Below are 20056 nucleotides of genomic sequence, written 5' to 3'. Positions count from 1 at the left end.
AACCGCCGCTGGCGGCGCAGCTGTCTGGGAACTGGAGGGGCGCATGTCTGATCTTCCCCGGAAGGCGGTCACCCGCACCGTCAAGCTGGCCGCGTTGCCGTTGGGCATGGCCGGCCGGGCCACGTGGGGCCTGGGCAAGCTGATCGGCGGCAAGTCCGCGGAGATCGTCGCCCGCGAGCTGCAACAGCGCACCGCCGACCAGCTGTTCCGCACCCTCGGGGAACTGAAAGGCGGCGCCATGAAGTTCGGGCAGGCGCTGTCGGTCTTCGAGTCGGCCCTGCCCGAGGAGGTCGCCGGACCGTACCGGGCGGCGCTGACCAAACTCCAGGAGGCGGCCCCGCCGCTGCCCGTGGCGACGGTGCACCAGGTGCTGGCGGAGCGGCTGGGTGAGGACTGGCGGGAGCTGTTCGAGGAGTTCGACGACAAGCCGGCCGCGGCGGCTTCGATCGGGCAGGTGCACCGGGCGGTGTGGCACGACGGCCGGCAGGTGGCGGTCAAGGTCCAGTACCCGGGGGCCGGGGAGGCGCTGCTCTCCGACCTCAAGCAGCTGGGCCGGTTCGCCGGGCTGCTGGGGCCGCTGGTCCCGGGCATGGACATCAAGCCGCTGATCACCGAACTGCGTGACCGGGTGGCGGAGGAGCTGGACTACGAGCTGGAGGCCGAGGCACAGCGGACGCACGCCGAGGCGTTCGAGGGCGACGAGGACGTGCTGGTACCGGCCGTCGTGCACCAGGGTGAGCAGGTCCTGGTGAGCGAGTGGATGGAAGGGACCCCGCTGTCGGAGGTGATAGCCGACGGCACCCAGGAGGAGCGCGACCGTGCGGGGCAGTTGCTGGCCCGGTTCCTCTTCTCGGGGCCCGCGCGCACCGGACTCCTGCACGCCGATCCGCACCCGGGGAACTTCCGGCTGATCAAGGCCCCCGACGGCACGGCCCGGCTGGGGGTGCTGGACTTCGGCACGGTCGACCGGCTGCCGGGAGGCTGGCCCGAGCCCATCGGCCGGTCGCTGCGGATGACGCTGGACGGTGACGCCCAGGGAGTGTACGGGCACCTGTGCGCGGAGGGCTTCGTGAAGAAGTCCATAGAGCTCGACCCGGCCGAGGTGCTGGACTACCTCAAGCCGATCATCGAGCCCGCGGAGGCGGAGGAGTTCACCTTCACCCGCCCGTGGCTGCGCGGCCAGGCTGCCCGGATCGCCGATCCCCGCTCCCCCGCCCACCAGTTGGGCCGGCAGATCAACCTGCCGCCCTCGTACCTGCTGATCCACCGGGTGACGCTGAGCACCATCGGCGTGCTGTGCCAGCTCGGCGCGACGGTGCGCCTGCGCGACGAACTGGATTCCTGGCTCCCCGGGTTCCTCCCCGAGGGCCAGGGCCAGGGCTAGCCGGGGCGGGGCCGGCTGGGCGGGGTCACCACCAGGAGGAGTCGAGGCGGCCCTCGATCGCCCTGAGGTTGGCGCGCGCGCAGGCGACGCAGAAGTACTGACGGGTCCCGTTCTCCACCGAGCAGGTCCAGGTGGGCGGGGCGCCGTCGGGGGACAGGGTGCCGCAGCGCGCACACACGACGGGCTGGGCCTTGGGCCCCGGCTGGGTGGGGCGGGGAGTCGGCTGGTCCACCTCCCGACGATATCCCCGTAGGGCGGCCGGGGCGCGTCCGCAACGCCCCGGGGGGACCGGTCCGTGCGGACCGGTCCCCCCGGGGGTGCCTGTGGGGCTGTCAGTGCATGACGGCCATGGCCAGCGCGCGCCGGGCGCGCATGGAGACGCGCTCGGCTCGACGCTGCATGCGCCGGGCGGAGACCAGGCGCAGGGCGTGACGCTCGGCGTCGGCCTCACGCATGCGGTCGTCCATATGGGCACGAGCCATGGCTTCTGGGATGAGTTGCATTTCGCGGGTCCTGTTCTGACGCGAGGTGATCGCGCCGGCGGTGATGAAGTCTGCGGTGGCGGAGCCGTGCGGCTGCTCGCTCGTGGTGGCGAAGGGGGACATGGGGGCCTGCTTCAAGGGGTCGTGCGTCAGGGGGCGGTCGATGGTTCCGATGGCGGTCATGCCGCGACAACCGGGTTCTTGCGCGGACGGCCACGGGGCCGCTTCCGGGCGACGACCACGCCCTGGACGAAGAGCTCTCCGCCCCAGACACCCCAGGGCTCGCGGCGCTCCTTCGCCCCGGCGAGGCAGGCCTCGACCAGCGGGCAGGTGCCGCAGAGGGACTTGGCGTACTCGACGTCGGCCGGGGACTCGGCGAAGAAGACCTCGGGGTCGAAGGTGCGGCAGGGGACGGGTACGCCGAGGTTCTCGATGGCGTCGTCGAGCGCGGTCAGCGCGGTGAGGGGAGTCAAGGTGGAGTCCTCCGGGACTGCGGGCGGGGAGATCGTTTGGGTCTGCGGTACGGACGGGGCGTGCGCTTCGAGTTGCACGGTGGTTTCTTCCTCGTCTTTGTTGACTAGTCGTTCCGGCCGGGTTCGGCCGGGGTCGGCTGGTACCTGTTCTTGCCAGTCCCGAGGCCCCTTCGCTCTGTCGTCCCCGTTCGGGGACAAACAGAAGGGCCGCGGATCCCGGGTGGGGTTCCGCGGCCCTGAAGGCGCCGGCCTGATCTTGAGATCAGACTGGATCACTCCAGGGTTCGAGCCCACGGAAGGCCCACATCAGGTGGTGCTGCTGCTTCGTCTGCGTCGTCTTGGATCCGGCACCGGCTGCGGCCGCGAAGCCATAGGCGCCATGCGCCTGGGCTTCCGCAGCCTGTACTGCCACCGGTGCCTGGGTCGGTCGCTCATTCCGGTCGCTGACGAGCAGCGCGCAGGGCGCGGCCGTCAGGACAGGGCTGTCCGCGGAAATCCGGGACGGACCGGTCGCGAGGATCGGGAGGAGCGAGGAGGAGCCGAGCGTGCAGGAAGCGGCGACCGAGCGATCGGTCATTTTGGTGAAGGTCATGAAGCTGGTCACTGGTCTCGCCTCCTCTCGGCGTCTCGGGGACCCGGCCCGAGGGCCTGTCCCATGCGTATTCGGATAAGTACAGCCAAGTACAGCACGGATCAGGGGCTTCGGAGAAGCCACCGTTTCCGTTGCTAAGAACCTATGGGGATCCGCTGGGCATGTGCAAACTATTTTTCCGACGAGTTTCTACGCGTCGTCAGAATCCTCGCCCTCCGGCTCCTGGCCTGCGCAGATGGCCAGCACGTCGGCTCCGTACCGCTCGAGCTTGCGGCCGCCCACTCCGGAGATCATCGAGAGCTCGCCCTCCTCGGACGGCCCGGCCTCCGCGATCGCCATCAGCGTCTTGTCGGTGAAGACGCAGTAGGCCGGCAGGCCCTGCTCCTTCGCCTGGGCCGCACGCCACTCCCGCAGCCGCTCGTACAGGCCCTCGTCCATGTCGGACGGGCAGTCCTCGCAGCGCATCAGTTTGAGCTCGCCCGCCTCGGTGAGGGTCTTGCCGCAGACCCGGCACAGCACCGGGCCGCGGCGGCCGCGTTTGCGGGCCGCCCGCTCGCCCGCGGCGCCCGCCTTGGCTCCGGGGGCCGGCGAGCCGGGCCGCAGGCCGTTCAGGAACCGGCTGGGGCGCCGGGAGGCCCGCCCGCCGGGCGCGCGGGACAGGCCCCAGGAGAGCGTCAGGTGCAGCCGCGCCCGGGTGACGCCGACGTACAGCAGCCGGCGTTCCTCCTCGACCTGCTCATCGGTCTTGGCGTAGGTGATCGGCATCATGCCGTCGGTGAGGCCCACGAGGAACACCGCGTCCCACTCCAGGCCCTTCGCGGCGTGCAGCGAGGCGAGGGTGACGCCCTGCACGGTCGGCGCGTGCTGGGCGGCCTTGCGTTCCTCCAGCTCGACGGTGAGCTCGGCCAGGGTGGCGCCGGGGCGGCTGCGGGCGAAGTCCTCGGCGAGACGGACCAGCGCGGCCACCGATTCCCACTGGTCGCGGACGGCTCCGGAGCCGGCGGGCGGCTCGCTGGTCCAGCCGGTGGAGCTGAGCACCGCACGGACCTGGGAGCCCAGCTCCACGACGTCTTCGAGCAGCGGGTCGTTGCCACCGGAGCGGGCGGCGCCGCGCAGCGCGAGGATCGCCTTCTGGACCTCGGCCCGCTCGAAGAAGCGTTCGGCGCCGCGCAGCTGGTAGGGCACCCCGGCGTCGGCGAGGGCCTGCTCGTAGACCTCGGACTGGGCGTTGATGCGGTAGAGGACCGCGATCTCGCCGGCCGGGACCCCGGCGGCGATCAGGTCACGGATGCGGGCGGCGACGCCCTCGGCCTCGGCGGGCTCGTCGGGGTACTCGGCGTAGACCGGGTCGGGGCCGGGCTCGCGCTGGGAGACCAGCTCCAGCCGGTGTTCGGCGGCCCGGCCCTTGGCCTGGTTCAGCAGGCCGTTGGCGAGGTGGACCACCTGGGGGGTCGAGCGGTAGTCGCGGATCAGCTTGACCAGGGTGGCCTGCGGGTACTTGGCGCGGAAGTTCAGCAGGTGGTCGGGGGTGGCGCCGGTGAAGGAGTAGATGGTCTGGCTGGCGTCGCCGACGACGCAGAGGCTGTCGCGGTCGCCGAGCCACAGGTCCAGCAGGCGCTGCTGGAGCGGGCTGACGTCCTGGTACTCGTCCACCACGAAGTGCTGGTACTGGGCGCGGATCTGCGCGGCGATGTCGTGGCGGTCCTGGAGGATGCCGACGGTGAGGAGCAGCACGTCCTCGAAGTCGATCATGTTCCGGTCGCGCTTGAGCTGCTCGTAGGTGCCGTAGATCTGGGCGATCTCCGCCATGTCCCGGGGCGCCTCGCGGCCCGCCTTGAGGGCGGCCGCCGGGTAGTCGGCGGGGACGGTCTGGGTGACCTTGGCCCACTCGATCTCGCCGGTGACGTCGCGCAGCTCGCCCCGGTCGAGGCGGATGCGGCAGCGCGACCCCGCCTCGGCCACGAACTGGATCTTGCGCTCCAGCAGCCGGGGCACCTCCCCGCCGATGGCCCGGGGCCAGAAGTACTGGAGCTGGCGCAGGGCGGCGGCATGGAAGGTCCGGGCCTGTACCCCGCCCGCGCCCAGGGTGCGCAGCCGGCCGCGCATCTCGCCGGCCGCGCGGTTGGTGAAGGTGACGGCCAGCACGCTGGCGGGCATGAGCTGCCCCGAGGCGACACCGTAGGCGATGCGGTGGGTGATGGCGCGGGTCTTGCCCGTACCGGCTCCGGCGAGCACGCACACCGGCCCGCGCAGGGTCGTCGCGACCTCGCGCTGCTCCGGGTCGAGGCCCTGGAGCACCGCGTCGGCCGAGTCGGCGCCGGACGGGAAGGATGAGGAGTGCGTTGCTGATGTCACCCCGCCATGCTGCCAGGTCCGGTGTGCCGGGCGGGAACGTTGTCCACAGGCCGCCGGTATCCGTCGTACTTATCCGAAGCCCTACCCGCCGCCCCGCCCGCGGTCCCGCCCACGGCCCCACCTGCGCCTCCACCCCGGCTTCGCCCCGGCTCCGTCCGCAGCGGGCGCAGCGGCCGGGGCGGGCGCAGCGGCCGGGGCGGGCGGGGCGCTCGTCCGGGAATGGCGGGGCGGTCGCGTACGTTCGAGTACTCGGACCACCGAGCCCCACGAAGGAGAGCGCAGCATGCAGGACACGGGTTCCGTCACGATGTACAGCACGACCTGGTGCGGCTACTGCCGCCGGCTGAAGACCCAGCTGGACCGGGAAGGCATCGCGTACGACGAGATCAACATCGAGCTCGACCCGGCGTCCGCGGCCTTCGTGGAGCAGGCGAACGGTGGCAACCAGACCGTTCCGACCGTGCTCGTGAAGTCCGCCACGGGCAACGAGTCCGTCATGACGAACCCGAGCCTGGCCCAGGTCAAGCAGGCCCTCGCCGTCTGACCGGACCGCGCACCGCACGCAGGAAGGCCCCCGCCGCGGCGGGGGCCTTCCGCTGTGACGAACGTTACGGCCGGGCCGCGGGCCGCGGCAGCGGCTCGCCGTACCAGAGCTCGACCAGCCGGGCCGCGATGGAGATCCCCGACGGCGGGAGCACCTCACCCGACTCGATCGCCCCGCGCAGGTCCTCGCGGGAGAACCAGCGGGCCTCCTGGATCTCCTCGCCGTCCACCGTGATCTCCGAGGTGACGGCGCGCGCCGTGAACCCGAGCATCAGGCTGTACGGGAACGGCCAGGGCTGGCTGGCGACGTACTCGACCTCGCCCACCTTGACGCCCGCCTCCTCCCACACCTCGCGGATCACCGACTGCTCGATGGACTCGCCCGGCTCCACGAACCCGGCCAGCGTCGAGAAACGGCCCTCCGGCCAGTGCACCTGGCGGCCCAGCAGCGCGCGGTCCTGCTCGTCGGTGACCAGCATGATCACCGCCGGGTCGGTGCGCGGGTAGTGCTCGGCGCCGCAGCCCGGGCAGCGCCGGATGTGCCCGGCCGCCGCCACGACGGTGCGCTCGCCGCAGCGGGAGCAGAAACGGTGCATCCGCTGCCAGTTCTCCAGCGCCACCGCGTGCACCATCAGCCCGGCGTCGCGCGGCGACAGCAGCAGCCCCGCCTCCCGCAGCCCGGCCGCGCGCGCCGACTGGTCCATGCGGCCCGGCAGGGAGTCCTTCTGCAGCGCGAAGTACCGTACGCCGTCCTCGTCGGTGCCCAGGAAGTAACGGTGGGTCTGGGTGACGGGGGCCTCGAAGGCGGGGGTCATCACGATGCCCGTGCCGCCGTCGGGGGTGTCGTCGATCAGGACCTGGCCGCCGGAGACGACGAAGACGCGGGTCGTCGGGTGGCTCCAGGCGGCGGCGAGCCAGGCCTCGTCGAGGCGGTGGTGCGCGGCGCGGTCGATGCCGCTGGGCGCGGCGAGCGAGAGCGGGCGCTCGGTACGGGTGCTCACAGGTACTTCCAACTCCCCCGGTGGTGGACAGGCGGGCTAGGCAGGCGGCGCGGGTGTGGGCAGGCGGGTGGCTTCGTGTGGTCCGGTCCCTCAGGCGGGCTTCCCGTGGGCGGCGAGGTCCCCCCAGAGGTAGGCGGCCGTCTCCACGCCCTTGAAGAGCAGGTCCAGCTCGACCTTCTCGTTCGGCGAGTGCCAGCCGTCCGACGGGACGGAGATGCCGAGGAAGAGGACCGGGGCGTCCAGGACGTCCTGGAGGTCGGCGGCGGGGCCGGAGCCGCCCTCGCGCGTGAACAGGACCGGCTGACCGAAGGCGCGGCCCATGGCCCGTACGACGGACTGCAGGGCGGGGTGGTCCAGCGGGGTCAGGCACGGCCGCGTCGGGGCGCCGAAGACGATGGAGTGCCGGATCCCCTCGGGGACCCGGGCCGCGACCCAGTCCCGGACGGCGGCCTCGACCTCGTACGGGTCCTGCCCCGACACCAGGCGGAACGAAAGCTTCACGTGGGCGGAGGCGGGCACGATGGTCTTGCCGCCGGGCCCCTGGTAGCCGCCGCCGATGCCGTTGACCTCGGCGGTCGGGCGGGCCCAGACGCGCTCCAGCGTCGAGTAGCCCTTCTCGCCGGCGGCCACGTGCGACTTGGCGGTGCGCAGCCACTGCGCCTCGTCGAAGGGCAGCTCGGCGATCAGCCGGCGTTCGGCGTCGCTGAGCTCGGCGATGCCGTCGTAGAAGCCGGGGATGGTGACCCGGCCGTCCGCGTCGTGCAGCGCGGCGACGAGGCGGGCGGCGGCGGTGGCCGGGTTGGGCACGGCCCCGCCGAAGGCGCCGGAGTGGATGTCCTGGTCGGGTCCGTGGAAGTCGATCTCGCAGTCCGCGACGCCGCGCATGCCGGTGCAGACGGTGGGGGTGGTCTCCGACCACATGCCGGTGTCGGAGACGATCACGACATCGGCGGCGAGGCGGGCGGCCTCGCGCTCGACCAGGGCCCGGAAGTTGACGGAGCCGGACTCCTCCTCGCCCTCGATGAGGAGCTTGAGGTGCACGGCGGGGGCGTCGGCGCCGGTGGCGGCGAGGTGTGCGCGCACCCCGAGGGTGTGGAAGAACACCTGGCCCTTGTCGTCGGCCGCGCCGCGCCCGTACATCCGGCCGTCCTTGACGACCGGCTCGAACGGGTCGGTGTGCCAGCCGTCCTCGCGGGCGGCGGGCTGCACGTCGTGGTGCCCGTAGACGAGGACGGTGGGGGCGTCCGGGTCGGCGCTCGGCCACTGTGCGAAAACGGCGGGGGCGCCCGGGGTTTCCAGGACCTCGGCGACCGGGAAGCCGGTCTCCTTGAGCTTGGCGGCGAGCCATTCGGCACTGGCCCGTACATCGCCCGCGTGCTCGGGCTGGGCCGAGACGGACGGGATGCGCAGCCACTCCGCGAGGTCGGCCAGGAAGGCGGCGCGGTGGGTGTCGATGTACGTGCGGACGACGCTGTCCGCCGGGTTTTCGCTCATGCCTACGAGCCTAACCGTCCGCCTGGGGGGCGCCGTCCGTGCCCGATGTGCCTTGGAGGATCCGCTCAAGACGGGCCCTGTCGGGCAGGTCGCGGGGACGGATCACGCGCCCGCTGCGGACGTGGAGGAACGCGGCGGAGACCCGGTCGAGCGGGGTCCGGGTGGCCTCGGCCCAGGCCAGGCGGTAGACGGCGAGCTGGAGGGGGTCGGCCTCGGTGGTCCGGCCGGTCTTCCAGTCGACGATCTCGTACGAGCCGTCGGGGTTCTTGTAGACCGCGTCGATCCGGCCGCGGACGACGCGGCCGGCGAGGGTGAGCTGGACCGGGGCCTCCATCCGGTGCGGGGTGCGGTCGGCGAACTCGCTGCGCTCGAAGGCGGCCTTGAGGGAGGCGAGGTCGGCCTCGTCGGCGATGTCCTGGTCGGAGGCGGCGCCGGGGAGCTCGGTGGCGGGGTCGAGGACGTCGAGGAGGGGCAGCGGGAGCTCGTCGAAGCGGGACTCGACCCAGGCGTGGAAGCGGGTGCCCTGGCGCGCGGCGGGCTGGGGCGGCTTGGGCATGGGGCGGGCGAGCTCGCGGGCGAAGCCCTCCTCGTCGGCGGCGAGGCGCAGCAGCTGGCTGGCGGAGAGGGAGGCCGGCAGCTCGACGTCGCGCACCGCCGTACGGGCACGGCGGAGCTCGCCTTCGAGCGCGTCGAGATCCCGGTCCCAGGAGGCCACGGTCCGCGCCTCTTCGGCTCCCGGCGCTTGCGCGCCGCCCCCGCCGGGGCCCTGGGCCCGGGCGGGGGCCTCCGGCCACGGATCCTCGCCGGGCGCGCGGGGGCCGGCCCAGGGCCCGGGGCCGTCGGCGGGTACGGCGGAGCCGGGCCGTGGCGCTTCGCCGTGTGCGGCACGGGGCGAGGGCCCCGCCGGAGGGGCCTGCGGCCACAGGTCGTCCGCGGGCGCGGTGGCCCAGGCCTCGGCCTCCCAGAGGTCCTCGGCGGGGGCGGTCCGGGGGCCGGGCAGGGCGGTCCGGGGGCGCGGGAGCTCGGGGGCGGCGGCGCCCGGGTCGGGGTCCTGGCCCGGGCCCGGCTCCGGGTCCGGGTCCGGAACGGGGTCCCGGTCCGGGTCCAGGTCCGGGTCCAGGTCCAGGCCAGGCTCCAGGTCCAGGTCCGGGTCCGGCCACGGGGGGTCGTCGTAGGACGGCTCCTCGCAGTGCGGGGGCCAGAGGTGGGCGGTCGAGAGGTGGGACTCCACCAGGGCCGCCGCGCGGCGGCGACGCGCCAGCGAGGCCGGGTCCAACGGGAGCGGCCAGGCGTGGTCCGCGCTCGCGGCGGCCGTCAGGGCCGGGTTCTCCGCGTCGCGCTCCGGCTCGTCCGCCCAGGCCTCGATCTCCCCGTGGCCCGCCTCGCAGTGCGCGTACAGGGCCTCCAGGAAGGCCGACGGCCCCCGCGGCTTCTTCTGCGTCGGGCCCCACCAGTGCCCGGAGGCCAGCAGGAGCGAGCGCGGCCGCGTGAACGTCACGTACCCCAGGCGGAGTTCCTCCACCGCCTTGTGCTCTTTCAGCCCGGCCTTGAACGACTTGAGGCCCGCCGAGGTCCACGCCGGATCCGCCGGCAGGGTCGCGGCGTCGCCGCGCAGCGCGTACGGCAGGACCTTCGCGTACGAGGTCCAGGCCTCCGGCGGCTTCTCCTTCGGGAACGCCCCCGCGCACAGGCCCGGTACGACCACCACGTCCCACTCCAGCCCCTTGGACTTGTGGGCCGTCAGCACCTTGACCGTGTTCTCCCCGCCCGGCAGGGCGTGGTCCAGGCCCTTCTCGTACTGCGCGGCCGTGCGCAGGAAGGCGAGGAACGCCAGCAGCGACGCCTCTCCGTCCAGCGAGGCGAACCCGGCCGCGACGTCCAGGAACCCGGACAGCGTCTCGCGCCGCCGGGCGGCCAGCGCGTGCGGGGAGGCGGACAGCTCCACCTCCAGCCCGGTCACCGCCAGCACCCGGTGCAGTACGTCCATCAGCGGGTCGGCGAGCGAACGCCGCAGGTCGCGCAGCTCCTGCGCGAGGTACGCGAAGCGGACCCGGGCCTCCGCGGAGAACGGCAGGTCCTCGCCCGGGACGGCCCCGGCGGAGTCCAGGAACGTCTCCAGCGCGTCCGCGAGCGAGATGACCTCCACCGGGTCCACGCCCTCGACGGCCGCCGCGAGGCGCTCGTCGGGATCCACCGCACCGGGCGCGCGGCCGACCAGCTGCCGCGCCCGCCGCCCCAGCAGCGCCAGGTCGCGGGCGCCGATCCGCCAGCGCGGGCCGGTCAGCAGGCGCACCAGCGGGGCGTTGGCCCCCGGGTCCTGGAGCACCTCGCACACCGCGACCAGGTCCGCGACCTCGGGCAGGTGCAGCAGGCCGGACAGCCCGACCACCTCGACCGGCACCTCGCGGGCCACCAGTACCGCCTGGATCCGCGCGAAGTCCCCGGCCGAGCGGCACAGCACCGCGATCTCGCCCGGCGCCGTCCCGGTACGGACCAGGTGCGCGACGGAGTCGCCGAGCCACTCCAGTTCCTCCGCGTGCGTGGGCAGCAGGGCGCAGCGGACCGAGCCGGCCCGCTCCTCCCCCGGCGCGGGCCGCAGCGCCTCGACGCCCTCGTGCATGGCGCGCAGGGGCGCGGCGAGGCCGTTGGCCAGGTCGAGCAGCCGTCCGCCGCTGCGCCGGTTCTCGCTGAGGGAGTACCGGGTGGCGGGGCTGCCGTCCGCGTTCGGGAAGTGCTCGGGGAAGTCGTCGAGGTTGGCGACGGAGGCGCCGCGCCAGCCGTAGATCGCCTGGCAGGGGTCGCCGACGGCGGTCACGGCGTGCCCCGTGCCGGCGCCGAACAGTGCGGACAGCAGCAGCCGCTGCGCGACGGAGGTGTCCTGGTACTCGTCGAGCAGGACGACCCGGAACTCCTCGCGCAGCAGCGCCCCCACCTCGGGCCGGGTGGTGGCGAGCCGCGCGGAGAGGGCCATCTGGTCGCTGAAGTCGTACAGGTCCCGGGAGCGTTTGGCTTCGCGGTAGCGCTCGGTCAGCTCCAGCAGTTCGAGCCGGCCGCGCACCGCCTCGGGGACCTTGCGCAGGTCGTCGTTGGTGAGTCTGGTGCCGGCGAGTTCGTCCAGGAGCCGGGTGTCGTACGTACGCAGTTCCTCGGGGCCGACCAGGTGCTCGGACAGCTCGGCGTCGAGCGCGAGCAGGTCGCTGACCAGGTCGGGCAGGGATTTCGTCAGCGACGGGTACGGGCCGGGGGCCTCGCGCAGCACGCGGGCGGCGAGCTGGAAGCGGGTGGCGTCCGCGAGCAGCCGGGAGCTGGGTTCCAGGCCGATGCGCAGGCCGTGGTCCTTGAGGAGCTGTCCGGCGAAGGAGTGGTAGGTGGAGATGCGGGGCTCGCCGGCGGCCGCGCCGCCCTCGGCCGGGGCGGAGCCCGAGGACGGGTCCGGGGAAGGGTCCGGGTCGCTGATGCCGGCGCCGGCGAGGGCCTTGCGCACGCGCTCCGCGAGCTCGCCGGCGGCCTTGTTGGTGAAGGTCAGGCCGAGGACCTGTTCGGGGGCGACCGCGCCGGTGCCGACCAGCCACACCACGCGCGCGGCCATGACGGTGGTCTTGCCGGAGCCGGCTCCGGCGACGATGACCTGGGGGGCGGCCGGGGCGGTCGCACAGGCCAGCTGTTCCGGCGTGAAGGGGATCCCGAGGAGCTCCTTGAGCTGCTCGGGATCGGTGAGGGCCGGTGGGCCGGACGGACGCGCGGACACCCCGAAAGGCTAGCCGCCCGCACTGACAGCCCCCGCCGCCCGGACCGTCATTCCACGGTGTGACGGCCCTCCGGGCGGGCGCTGCACGCGCTGCGGAAGGAGCAGTGGTCGCAGTGCTGGCCGGTAGTGGGCGTGAAGCGCTCGTCCAGCACCCGGCCGGCGGCGGTGGCGAGCAGGTCGGTGGCCCACTCGCCGTCCGGCGGCGGCTGCGCCTGGACCTTCGGCACCTCGTCGCCGCCGTCGCGCTTGGCGGCGCCCTGGCGCAGCTGCACGAGCTCGGCGCCGCCGGGTTCGGGGCGTCGGCCGTCGAAGACCTCGTCGACGGCACCCCCTCGGACCGCGAGCTGGTAGACGGCGAGCTGGGGGTGCCGCGCGACCTCGTCCTTGGTGGGCGCGGCCTTGCCGGTCTTGAAGTCGACGACGTACGCACGCCCCTGGGGGTCGGATTCGACCCGGTCCATGGAACCCCGGATGCGAACGGCGAAGTCGCCCGCTTCGAGCGTGACGTCGAAGTCGTGCTCGGTGGCCACGGCCGCCCTGCCGCCCCGGTCGGTGGCGTGCCAGCGCAGGAAGCGTTCGAGGGCGGCGCGGGCGTTGTCCTTCTCCTGGCGGGACTTCCAGGGGGCGTCGAAGGCGAGGGCGTCCCAGACGGAGTCGAGGCGTTCCATCAGGACGGCGAGGTCGGCGGGGGTCCGGCCGGAGGCGACTTCGTCGGCGAGGACGTGGACGACGTTGCCGAAGCCCTGGGCGGCGGTGGAGGGGGCGTCGGCCTTGACCTCGCGGCCGAGGAACCACTGGAGGGAGCAGGTGTTGGCGAGCTGGTCCAGGGCGCTGCCGGACAGGGCGACGGGCCGGTCGCGGTCGCGCAGCGGGACGCTGCTGCGGGTGGGTTCGTACAGGCCCCACCAGCGCTGCGGGTGCGCGGCGGGGACCAGGGGGCGGCCCTCGTCGTCGGTGAGGGCGGCGAGGCGGGCGAGGCGCCGGGCGGCGGCGTCGCGCATCGCCTCGGAGGCCTCGGGGTCGACGGTGGTGGCGCGGAGTTCCGCGACGAGCGCGGGGACGGAGAGGGGGCGGCGGGGGCGGCCGGTGACGTCCTTGACCGGTACGCCGAGTTCGGTGAGGAAACGGGAGGGCTGGTCGCCGTCCTCGGCGGGGGCCTTGACGGCGGTGACGACGAGGCGGTGGCGGGCGCGGGTGGTGGCGACGTAGAAGAGCCGGCGCTCCTCGGCGAGGAGCGCGCCGGGGGTGAGCGGGTCGGCGAGGCCGTCGCGGCCGATGCGGTCGGCCTCCAGGAGGGAGCCGCGGCGGCGGAGGTCGGGCCAGAGCCCTTCCTGGACGCCGGCGACGACCACGAGGCCCCATTCGAGGCCCTTGGAGCGGTGGGCGGTCATCAGCCGGACGGCGTCGCGGCGGTGGGCCTTGCGGGTGAGGGTGTCGGCGGCGATGTCCTCGGCTTCGAGCTGTTCGAGGAAGTTGAGGGCGCCGCGGCCGCCGGTGCGTTCCTCCGCGCGGGCGGCGGTGTCGAAGAGGGCGCAGACGGCGTCGAGGTCGCGGTCGGCGTTGCGGCCTGCGGCGCCGCCGCGGCGGGCGCTGCGTTCGAGGCGCTGGGGCCAGGGGGTGCCGTCCCAGAGGAGCCAGAGGGCCTCTTCGGCGGTGCCGCCGCCTTCGAGGAGTTCGCGGGCCTTGCGCAGGAGCAGGCCGAGGCGTTGCGCTCCGCGGGCGTAGGCGGGGTCGTGGGCGACGAGCCGCTCGGGCTCGGCGAGGGCGCGCGCGAGCAGCACGTCGGAGGGCGCGGGCACGGCGACCCCGGCGGCCCGCTCCTCGTCCCGCAGCGCCCGCCCGAGCCGGCGCAGGTCGGCCGCGTCCATCCCCCCGAGCGGCGACCCCAGCAACGCCACGGCCGCCTCGACACCGACCCACCCCGCGCCGGCCGCCTCCGGATCGGCGGCGTCGCCGGACGGGGCGGGGCCCTCGCCCGGCCCGGCGGTGGGACCGGCCGGCTCGGCCAAGGCGCTGCGGCCGGCCGCGTCGGCGTCGTCGGCACCGCAGGCCACGGTCGAGCCCGCCCCCGGGCCGGCCGGAGCCGCGACCGGCTGCGCCGGGACGGCGGCAAGGGGGTGGCCGCCGGAGTCCGCCGGGGCCGGGACGCCGGCCGCCGGCCCACCGGAATCGGCGGCCGGGGTACCGACGGAGCCGGCGGCCGGGGTGCTGACGGGCTCCTCGCCCTGGCCGGGCAGCGCCGCGGGGGCGGCCGAGGCGGCGGCCGTCGCGGTGAGGCGGAGGGCGGTCAGGAGGGGGGCGACGGCCGGCTCGTGGCGGAGGGGGGTGTCCGAGCCGTCCGTCTCCGCCGGGACCCCCGCCGAGATCAGCGCGCGGCGCATCGCCGGGAGCGTGCGGCCGCCCGCGCGGACCAGGACGGCCATGTCCCGCCACGGCACGCCGTCCTCCAGGTGGGCCCGCCGCAGGATGTCGGCGATGTTGTCGAGCTCGGCGCCGGCCGTCGGGTACGTGTACACCTCCACCCGGCCCCCCTCCCGTACGGGCTGCAGCGCCCGGTGCGCCCGGACGGCGGCCGACGGCAGGCGCGGCACCGGCATGCGGGTGGTGAGCAGGCGGGTGGCGGCCAGCAGGGCGGAGCCCGAGCGGCGGCCGACCGTCAGGGCCCGTACCTCCGCCCCCGGGAAGGAGCCCTCGAAGTCGAGGATGTTGTTGATGTCGGCGCCCCGGAACGCGTAGATCGACTGGTCCGGGTCGCCGAAGGCGACCAGCGTGCCGCCCGGCCCGTTCAGCGCGCGCAGCAGCCGCAGCTGCGAGGCGTCCGTGTCCTGGTACTCGTCGACGTAGATCACGTCGTACGCGCAGGCCAGTGCCGGCGTGCGCTCCGCGAGGAGCACGGCGCGGTGCAGGAGCTCCGCGTAGTCCAGGGCGCCTTGGAGGTCCAGGACGTCGAGGTACTCGGAGAGGAACGCGGCGGCCGCCTTCCAGTCGGGGCGGCCGATGCGGTCGGCGAAGTCCGACAGGGCGTCCGGTCCCAGGCCCAGCTCCCGCGCGCGGGCCAGGACGGCCCGGACCTCGTCCGCGAACCCCCGGGTGGTCAGCGCGGCCCGCAGGTCGTCCGGCCAGCGGATGGAGCGGATCCGGCGCTGGCCCTCCAGCAGGGTGCGGACCATCACGTCCTGCTCCGGCCCGGACAGCAGCCGCAGGGGGTCGGCGAACAGGTCGGTGTCCTGGTGGGCGCGGACCAGGCCGTAGCAGAAGGAGTGGAAGGTGGTGGCCTGCGGGGCGCGGGCGCCGCCGAGCCGCAGGGCGGCCCGGTCGCGCAGCTCGACGGCCGCCTTGCGGCTGAAGGTCAGGATCAGGATGCGGGCCGGGTCGGTCCCCGCCTCGACCCGGGCGGCCGCCGCCTCGATCAGCGTGGTGGTCTTGCCGGTGCCCGGCCCGGCCAGCACCAGCAGAGGTCCCCGGGTGTGCTCAACCACCGCGCGTTGCGCTGCGTCCAGGACAGGGGGAGCCACCCGTTCCGGCCCGGTGCGCACCAGGCGGTACGCGTCGGAGGCACGCGTGCGCCGCTCAGAGCGGTCGGAGGGGGAGGTGATCACGTGGGGTGCCGGTCCTGGTGGGTCTGCGGGCGGTACGGGTGGTTCGGCTGGCGCGGATGCGCCGGGCGGTGCGTCCGGGGCGTCGCTCGCGGCGGCGCCGGGCGGGACGGCCGAAGAGGCAACGCTACGCCACCGGCACCGCCCGCCGCAGTCGTCCCGCGGGCACCGGCGCGGTACGCAGGGCGCGCCGCCGACCCCTCGTGCCGTCCTCCGTACGAGCCTTCGACCTCCCGCCCGGGCCACGAATGGCCGAAGCTGTCAGATGTGAGCCTCGTCGCCTCCGTCACGTCCGTCCCGGCCGTCCCAGCGCGCCCGCCGCATCACCAGCCGCGGCTCGCCGCCGGCGCCCTCGCGCAGCGGTGTGCCCTCGGCCCGGTAGTGCTCCAGGGCCCGGTGCTCGCTGCCCGGCAGCGGCCGGCCGTCCGCGCGCACCACGCGCCACCAGGGCACGGCGCCGCCGTACAGGGCCATGACGCGGCCGACTTGGCGTGGTCCGCCCACGCCGAGCCACTCCGCGACGTCCCCGTACGTCATCACCCGGCCGGGCGGAATCCGCTCGGCCACCTCCAGCACCCGCTCCGCGTACTCGGGCAGTTCTGCGCTCATCCGGACCATGGTGCCGCACTCCACCGACAGGGCCGTGGAAGGTTTCCTTCCGCACCGGCGCGCACCCTGCTGCCCCGCACGCACGCCGGTCCGTGCCACCATCTTCCGGGCGGTGACTGGTGATACGTGATCAAGAAGAGACGGAAGTGACGGCGAAGGAGCAGGGTGTGAGCCCTCCGGACGGCGCGACGTCGAACGACGGCGCACGCCCAGACACGCCCCGCGACGACCGCCGGGAGCCGGGCCCGGAGCCCGTCGGCAAAGGTGGCGACGGCGGCCCCGACGGCGGTCACGGCCGGCCCGACGACATCCCCGCTGCCCGGGACGACGGTGACGACGACGGCCTCGACAGCCCCGAGCGCCCGCACGGCCACACCCCGACGGACGCCGACCGGGTGGAGGTCGACGAGCCGCTCCTCGCCGCCCGCGTCCACCGGCCCTCCGACCTCGTCCGCCTGCTGGTCGGCATCCTCGGCATCGCCATCGTCCTCGGCATCTCCGCCTTCGCCCACGGCACCACCGCCGGCCTCGAACAGGACATCTCCAACGGCACCGGCCAGGCGCCCGACGTACTGATCAAGGTCGCCGGTCTGGTGTCGAGCATCGCCGTTCTGCTCGTGCCCGTCGCCTTCGCCATCGAACGGCTGATCAAGCGCGACGGCCTGCGCATCGCCGACGGCGTACTGGCCGCGGTCCTCGCGCACGGCGTCACCCTCGCCACCGACCTCTGGGTCTCCCAGGCCGCGCCGGGGACGATCCAGGACGCCCTCACCCGCGCCACCGGCGTCGGCGGCACCCTCACCGACCCGGTGCACGGCTACCTCGCCCCCGTCATCGCGTACATGACCGCCGTCGGGATGACCCGGCGACCGCGCTGGCGGGTCGCGCTGTGGGTGGTCCTGCTGCTCGACGCCTTCGCGATGCTGGTCAGCGGCTACACGACGCCCTTCTCGATCATCCTGACGGTGCTGATCGGCTGGAGCGTGGCGTACGGGACGCTGTACGCGGTCGGCTCCCCGAACGTCCGCCCCACCGGGCAGAACCTGCTGGCTGGGCTCCGCCGGGTCGGCTTCCAGCCGGTCAGCGCGATGCGCGCCGAGGCGCCGGACGGCGCCGAGGCCTCCGAGGTCAGCGACCGGGGCCGCCGGTACCACGTGACGCTGGAGGACGGGCCGCCGCTGGACGTCACCGTCGTCGACCGGGAGCAGCAGGCGCAGGGCTTCTTCTACCGGGTCTGGCGCCGGCTCACCCTGCGCGGCATCACGACCCGGCGCAGCCTGCAGTCGCTGCGCCAGGCCCTGGAGCAGGAGGCCCTCCTCGCGTACGCCGCCATCGCGGCCGGCGCCAACGCGCCGAAGCTGATCGCGACCTCCGAACTCGGGCCGGACGCCGTGATGCTCGTGTACGAGCACCTGGGCGGCCGGACGCTGGACTCCCTCCACGACGAGGAGATCACCGACGAGCTGACGCGCAACGCGTGGGAGCAGGTGCGGGCGCTGCAGTCGCGGCGGATCGCGCACCGGCGGCTCACCGGGGACGCGCTGGTGGTGGATCGTTCCGGCAATGTCATCCTCACCGACCTGCGGGGCGGCGAGATCGCGGCCGGCGACCTGGTCCTGCGGATGGACATCGCACAGCTGCTGACCACGCTCGGCCTGCGGGTGGGCGCGGAGCGGTCGGTCGCCTCGGCGGTGTCGGTGCTCGGCCCGGACGCGGTGGCGGACTGCCTGCCGCTGCTCCAGCCGATCGCGCTGAGCCGCTCCACCCGGGCGACGCTGCGCAGGCTGGCGCGGGAGCGGGCCGACCGGGAGCGGGAGGCGGTACTGGAGTCCTCGCGGGCGGCGAAGGCGGCGCGCGAGGCGGACTCCGCCGCGAGCCCGGCAGCCGACCGGAAGGCGGAGAAGCGGGCGCTGGACGACGCGCTCGACGGGGCCCGCGAGGAGGACCTGCTGAGCCAGATCCGCCGGCAGGTGCTGCTGATCCGCCCGCAGGCGCCGGTGGAGCCGGCCCGGCTGGAGCGGATCCGGCCGCGCACGCTGGTCTCGTTCATCGCGGGGGCGTTCGGGGCGTACTTCCTGCTCACGCAGCTGGCCCACGTGGACTTCGGGACCATCATCGGGCAGGCCCGGTGGGGCTGGGTGGGCGCGGCACTGGCGTTCTCGGCGCTCAGCTACTTCGCGGCGGCGATGAGCCTGCTGGGGTTCGTACCGGAGCGGGTGTCGTTCCCGCGCACGGTGGTGGCGCAGGTGGCCGGGTCGTTCGTGAAGCTGGTGGCCCCGGCGGCGGTGGGCGGTGTCGCGCTGAACACCCGGTTCCTCCAGCGGGCCGGGGTCCGGCCGGGCCTGGCGGTGGCGAGCGTGGGCGCCTCACAGCTGTTCGGGCTGGCCAGCCACATCCTGCTGCTGCTGTCCTTCGGCTACCTGACGGGGACGGAGAAGACCCCGGAGATGACCCCGTCCAGGACGGTCATCGCGGGTCTGCTGACGGTGGCGGTACTGGTGCTGGTGGTGACGGCGGTGCCGCTCCTGCGGAAGTTCGTCGTGACACGGGTACGGGCGCTGTTCGCGGGCGTGGTGCCGCGGATGCTGGACGTGCTCCAGCGGCCGCAGAAGCTGATGACGGGCATCGGCGGGATGCTGCTGCTGACGGCGTGCTTCGTGATGTGCCTGGACGCGTCGATCCGCGCGTTCGGCGGCGGGCAGGCCATCAGCTACGCGAGCATCGCGGTGGTCTTCCTCGCGGGCAACGCGCTGGGTTCGGCGGCGCCGACGCCGGGCGGTATCGGCGCGGTGGAGACGACCCTGACGCTGGGCCTGATCGCGGCGGGACTGGAGAAGGAGGTCGCCATCTCGGCGGTGCTGCTGTTCCGCCTGATGACCTTCTGGCTCCCGGTCCTCCCGGGCTGGCTGTCGTTCAACTTCCTGACCCGCAAGGAAGCCATCTAGCTCCGCACTTTCTACGCATCCCCCCCCCCCCCCCCCCCCCCCCCCCGCGCCGGGGCCACCGGCCCCGGCGCGGGGCCGGGACCGGCCGGGGAGGCGGTGCCGGGCCGGAGCCGGGGTCAGCCGGTTTCCGGGTGGCCCGTGAGGAGCCGGGCCAGGCGGGACAGGGCCGGGGACATGGTGGGTGGGAGGGGCAGAGAGGCCGGCAGTGGGGCGGTGGGGGCGGGCGGGGAGTCGATGAAGTCCGGCTCCGGGAAGTCCGCCGCGCGTTCCGCCGCCTCCAGGGCCAGCAGGTGGACCGAGAAGTCGTGGGCCAGCTCGACGACGCGGGGGTCGTCCGGCGGGAACTGCGGGTCGGAGAGCACCTCGATCTCCAGCTCCAGCCGCCGCTGCTCCGCCTGCAGCCGCGGGTGCAGGGCGGTCGTGCGGTGCGCCCTCGCCGGCGAGGGGGGCGAGGACGGCACCAGTCGCAGGTCGCTCCCGCACGCCCGCAGGCGGCGTACCGTCGACAGGAGCATCCGGGCACGCTCCCGGTGCCGCTCCAGCGACGCCTCCAGCTCCGTCAGCAGGTCGCCCCGCCCGGCCGCCGCGGCCTCCATGGCCGCCCGCACCTCGGCCGGCGGCGTCCCCAGTTCGGTCATCCCCCGCACCCACAGGATCCGGACGACGTCCTCGTACCCGTACCTGCGCCGCTCGCCCGGGCCCCGCTCGGGCTCCGGCAGCAGCCCGCTCCGGTGCAGGTGCCGGATGGCGTTCGGCGTCGTACCGGCCAGGGCGGCGGCTTCGCCGATCCCGACCCACTGGGCGTGTTCCATGGATACAGGTGACCACGTACGG

14 protein-coding genes are annotated in these 20056 nt (G+C 74.5%); 3 read left to right on the top strand and 11 right to left on the bottom strand.

The features are described 5' to 3' along the window. Window positions 1–43: 43 nt before the first annotated feature. Window positions 44–1384, top strand: coding sequence for an ABC1 kinase family protein (locus OHA81_RS20860; protein WP_329198092.1), 1341 nt, complete (start codon window positions 44–46; stop codon window positions 1382–1384). Window positions 1385–1409: 25 nt separating this feature from the next. Here the strand turns inward: OHA81_RS20860 and OHA81_RS20855 are convergent, their stop codons facing one another. From OHA81_RS20855 to OHA81_RS20835, 5 genes are all read right to left on the bottom strand, one after another. Continuing rightward, on the bottom strand, window positions 1410–1616 hold the full coding sequence (locus tag OHA81_RS20855; RefSeq protein WP_329198090.1) for a hypothetical protein: 207 nt from the start codon (window positions 1614–1616) through the stop codon (window positions 1410–1412). Between the two features lie 100 nt (window positions 1617–1716). Then, on the bottom strand, window positions 1717–2049 hold the full coding sequence (locus OHA81_RS20850) for a hypothetical protein (protein ID WP_329198087.1): 333 nt from the start codon (window positions 2047–2049) through the stop codon (window positions 1717–1719). Then, window positions 2046–2417, bottom strand: coding sequence for a WhiB family transcriptional regulator (locus tag OHA81_RS20845; RefSeq protein ID WP_053676354.1), 372 nt, complete (start codon window positions 2415–2417; stop codon window positions 2046–2048). The genes OHA81_RS20850 and OHA81_RS20845 overlap by 4 nt, the downstream gene beginning before the upstream one ends. A gap of 184 nt (window positions 2418–2601) precedes the next feature. Then, window positions 2602–2943 (bottom strand): hypothetical protein, encoded by a 342-nt coding sequence (locus OHA81_RS20840; RefSeq protein WP_329198085.1) that lies wholly within the window; start codon window positions 2941–2943, stop codon window positions 2602–2604. Window positions 2944–3120: 177 nt separating this feature from the next. Next, window positions 3121–5286 carry an ATP-dependent DNA helicase UvrD2 gene (locus OHA81_RS20835; protein ID WP_329198084.1) on the bottom strand — a complete coding sequence of 722 codons (2166 nt, stop codon included), beginning with the start codon at window positions 5284–5286 and terminating at the stop codon, window positions 3121–3123. A gap of 283 nt (window positions 5287–5569) precedes the next feature. On the opposite strand from OHA81_RS20835, the gene OHA81_RS20830 reads away from it, so the two are divergent. Further along, a complete protein-coding gene (locus tag OHA81_RS20830) occupies window positions 5570–5830 on the top strand; it encodes a mycoredoxin (RefSeq protein ID WP_329198083.1) in 261 nt (86 codons plus the stop codon). Between the two features lie 64 nt (window positions 5831–5894). Here the strand turns inward: OHA81_RS20830 and nudC are convergent, their stop codons facing one another. The 5 genes from nudC to OHA81_RS20805 form a co-directional block, all read right to left on the bottom strand. Then, the gene (gene nudC, locus OHA81_RS20825; protein ID WP_329198081.1) at window positions 5895–6842 is read right to left on the bottom strand and encodes an NAD(+) diphosphatase; all 948 of its coding nucleotides are present in this window, start codon (window positions 6840–6842) and stop codon (window positions 5895–5897) included. A gap of 78 nt (window positions 6843–6920) precedes the next feature. Beyond that, on the bottom strand, window positions 6921–8324 hold the full coding sequence (locus tag OHA81_RS20820; RefSeq protein ID WP_329198080.1) for a dipeptidase: 1404 nt from the start codon (window positions 8322–8324) through the stop codon (window positions 6921–6923). Between the two features lie 10 nt (window positions 8325–8334). Continuing rightward, window positions 8335–12072: a UvrD-helicase domain-containing protein gene (locus OHA81_RS20815; protein ID WP_329198078.1), complete on the bottom strand. Its 3738-nt coding sequence runs from the start codon at window positions 12070–12072 to the stop codon at window positions 8335–8337. 47 nt (window positions 12073–12119) lie between these two features. Next, the gene (locus OHA81_RS20810; protein WP_329202432.1) at window positions 12120–15668 is read right to left on the bottom strand and encodes a UvrD-helicase domain-containing protein; all 3549 of its coding nucleotides are present in this window, start codon (window positions 15666–15668) and stop codon (window positions 12120–12122) included. Between the two features lie 261 nt (window positions 15669–15929). Then, complete coding sequence (locus OHA81_RS20805) at window positions 15930–16277, bottom strand: MGMT family protein (RefSeq protein WP_329198076.1); 348 nt, start codon at window positions 16275–16277, stop codon at window positions 15930–15932. Window positions 16278–16396: 119 nt separating this feature from the next. On the opposite strand from OHA81_RS20805, the gene OHA81_RS20800 reads away from it, so the two are divergent. Next, complete coding sequence (locus OHA81_RS20800; protein ID WP_329198074.1) at window positions 16397–19222, top strand: lysylphosphatidylglycerol synthase transmembrane domain-containing protein; 2826 nt, start codon at window positions 16397–16399, stop codon at window positions 19220–19222. 116 nt (window positions 19223–19338) lie between these two features. On the opposite strand, the gene OHA81_RS20795 is transcribed toward OHA81_RS20800, so the two are convergent. Beyond that, on the bottom strand, window positions 19339–20034 hold the full coding sequence (locus OHA81_RS20795; protein ID WP_329198072.1) for a helix-turn-helix domain-containing protein: 696 nt from the start codon (window positions 20032–20034) through the stop codon (window positions 19339–19341). Window positions 20035–20056: the final 22 nt, after the last annotated feature.

The sequence above is a fragment of the Streptomyces sp. NBC_00667 genome (assembly GCF_036226825.1).
Classification (GTDB): domain Bacteria; phylum Actinomycetota; class Actinomycetes; order Streptomycetales; family Streptomycetaceae; genus Streptomyces.
Note: the sequence above shows the minus strand (reverse complement) of the source record. Positions and strands in the feature narration are given on the sequence as shown.

Excerpts from the sequence above, each read along its gene's own strand:
- OHA81_RS20805 (WP_329198076.1), bottom strand. The coding sequence starts at position 16,277 with ATGAGCGCAGAACTGCCCGAGTACGCGGAGCGGGTGCTGGAGGTGGCC.
- OHA81_RS20850 (WP_329198087.1), bottom strand. The coding sequence starts at position 2,049 with ATGACCGCCATCGGAACCATCGACCGCCCCCTGACGCACGACCCCTTG.
- OHA81_RS20860 (WP_329198092.1), top strand. The coding sequence starts at position 44 with ATGTCTGATCTTCCCCGGAAGGCGGTCACCCGCACCGTCAAGCTGGCC.
- OHA81_RS20795 (WP_329198072.1), bottom strand. The coding sequence starts at position 20,034 with ATGGAACACGCCCAGTGGGTCGGGATCGGCGAAGCCGCCGCCCTGGCC.
- OHA81_RS20820 (WP_329198080.1), bottom strand. The coding sequence starts at position 8,324 with ATGAGCGAAAACCCGGCGGACAGCGTCGTCCGCACGTACATCGACACC.
- OHA81_RS20830 (WP_329198083.1), top strand. The coding sequence starts at position 5,570 with ATGCAGGACACGGGTTCCGTCACGATGTACAGCACGACCTGGTGCGGC.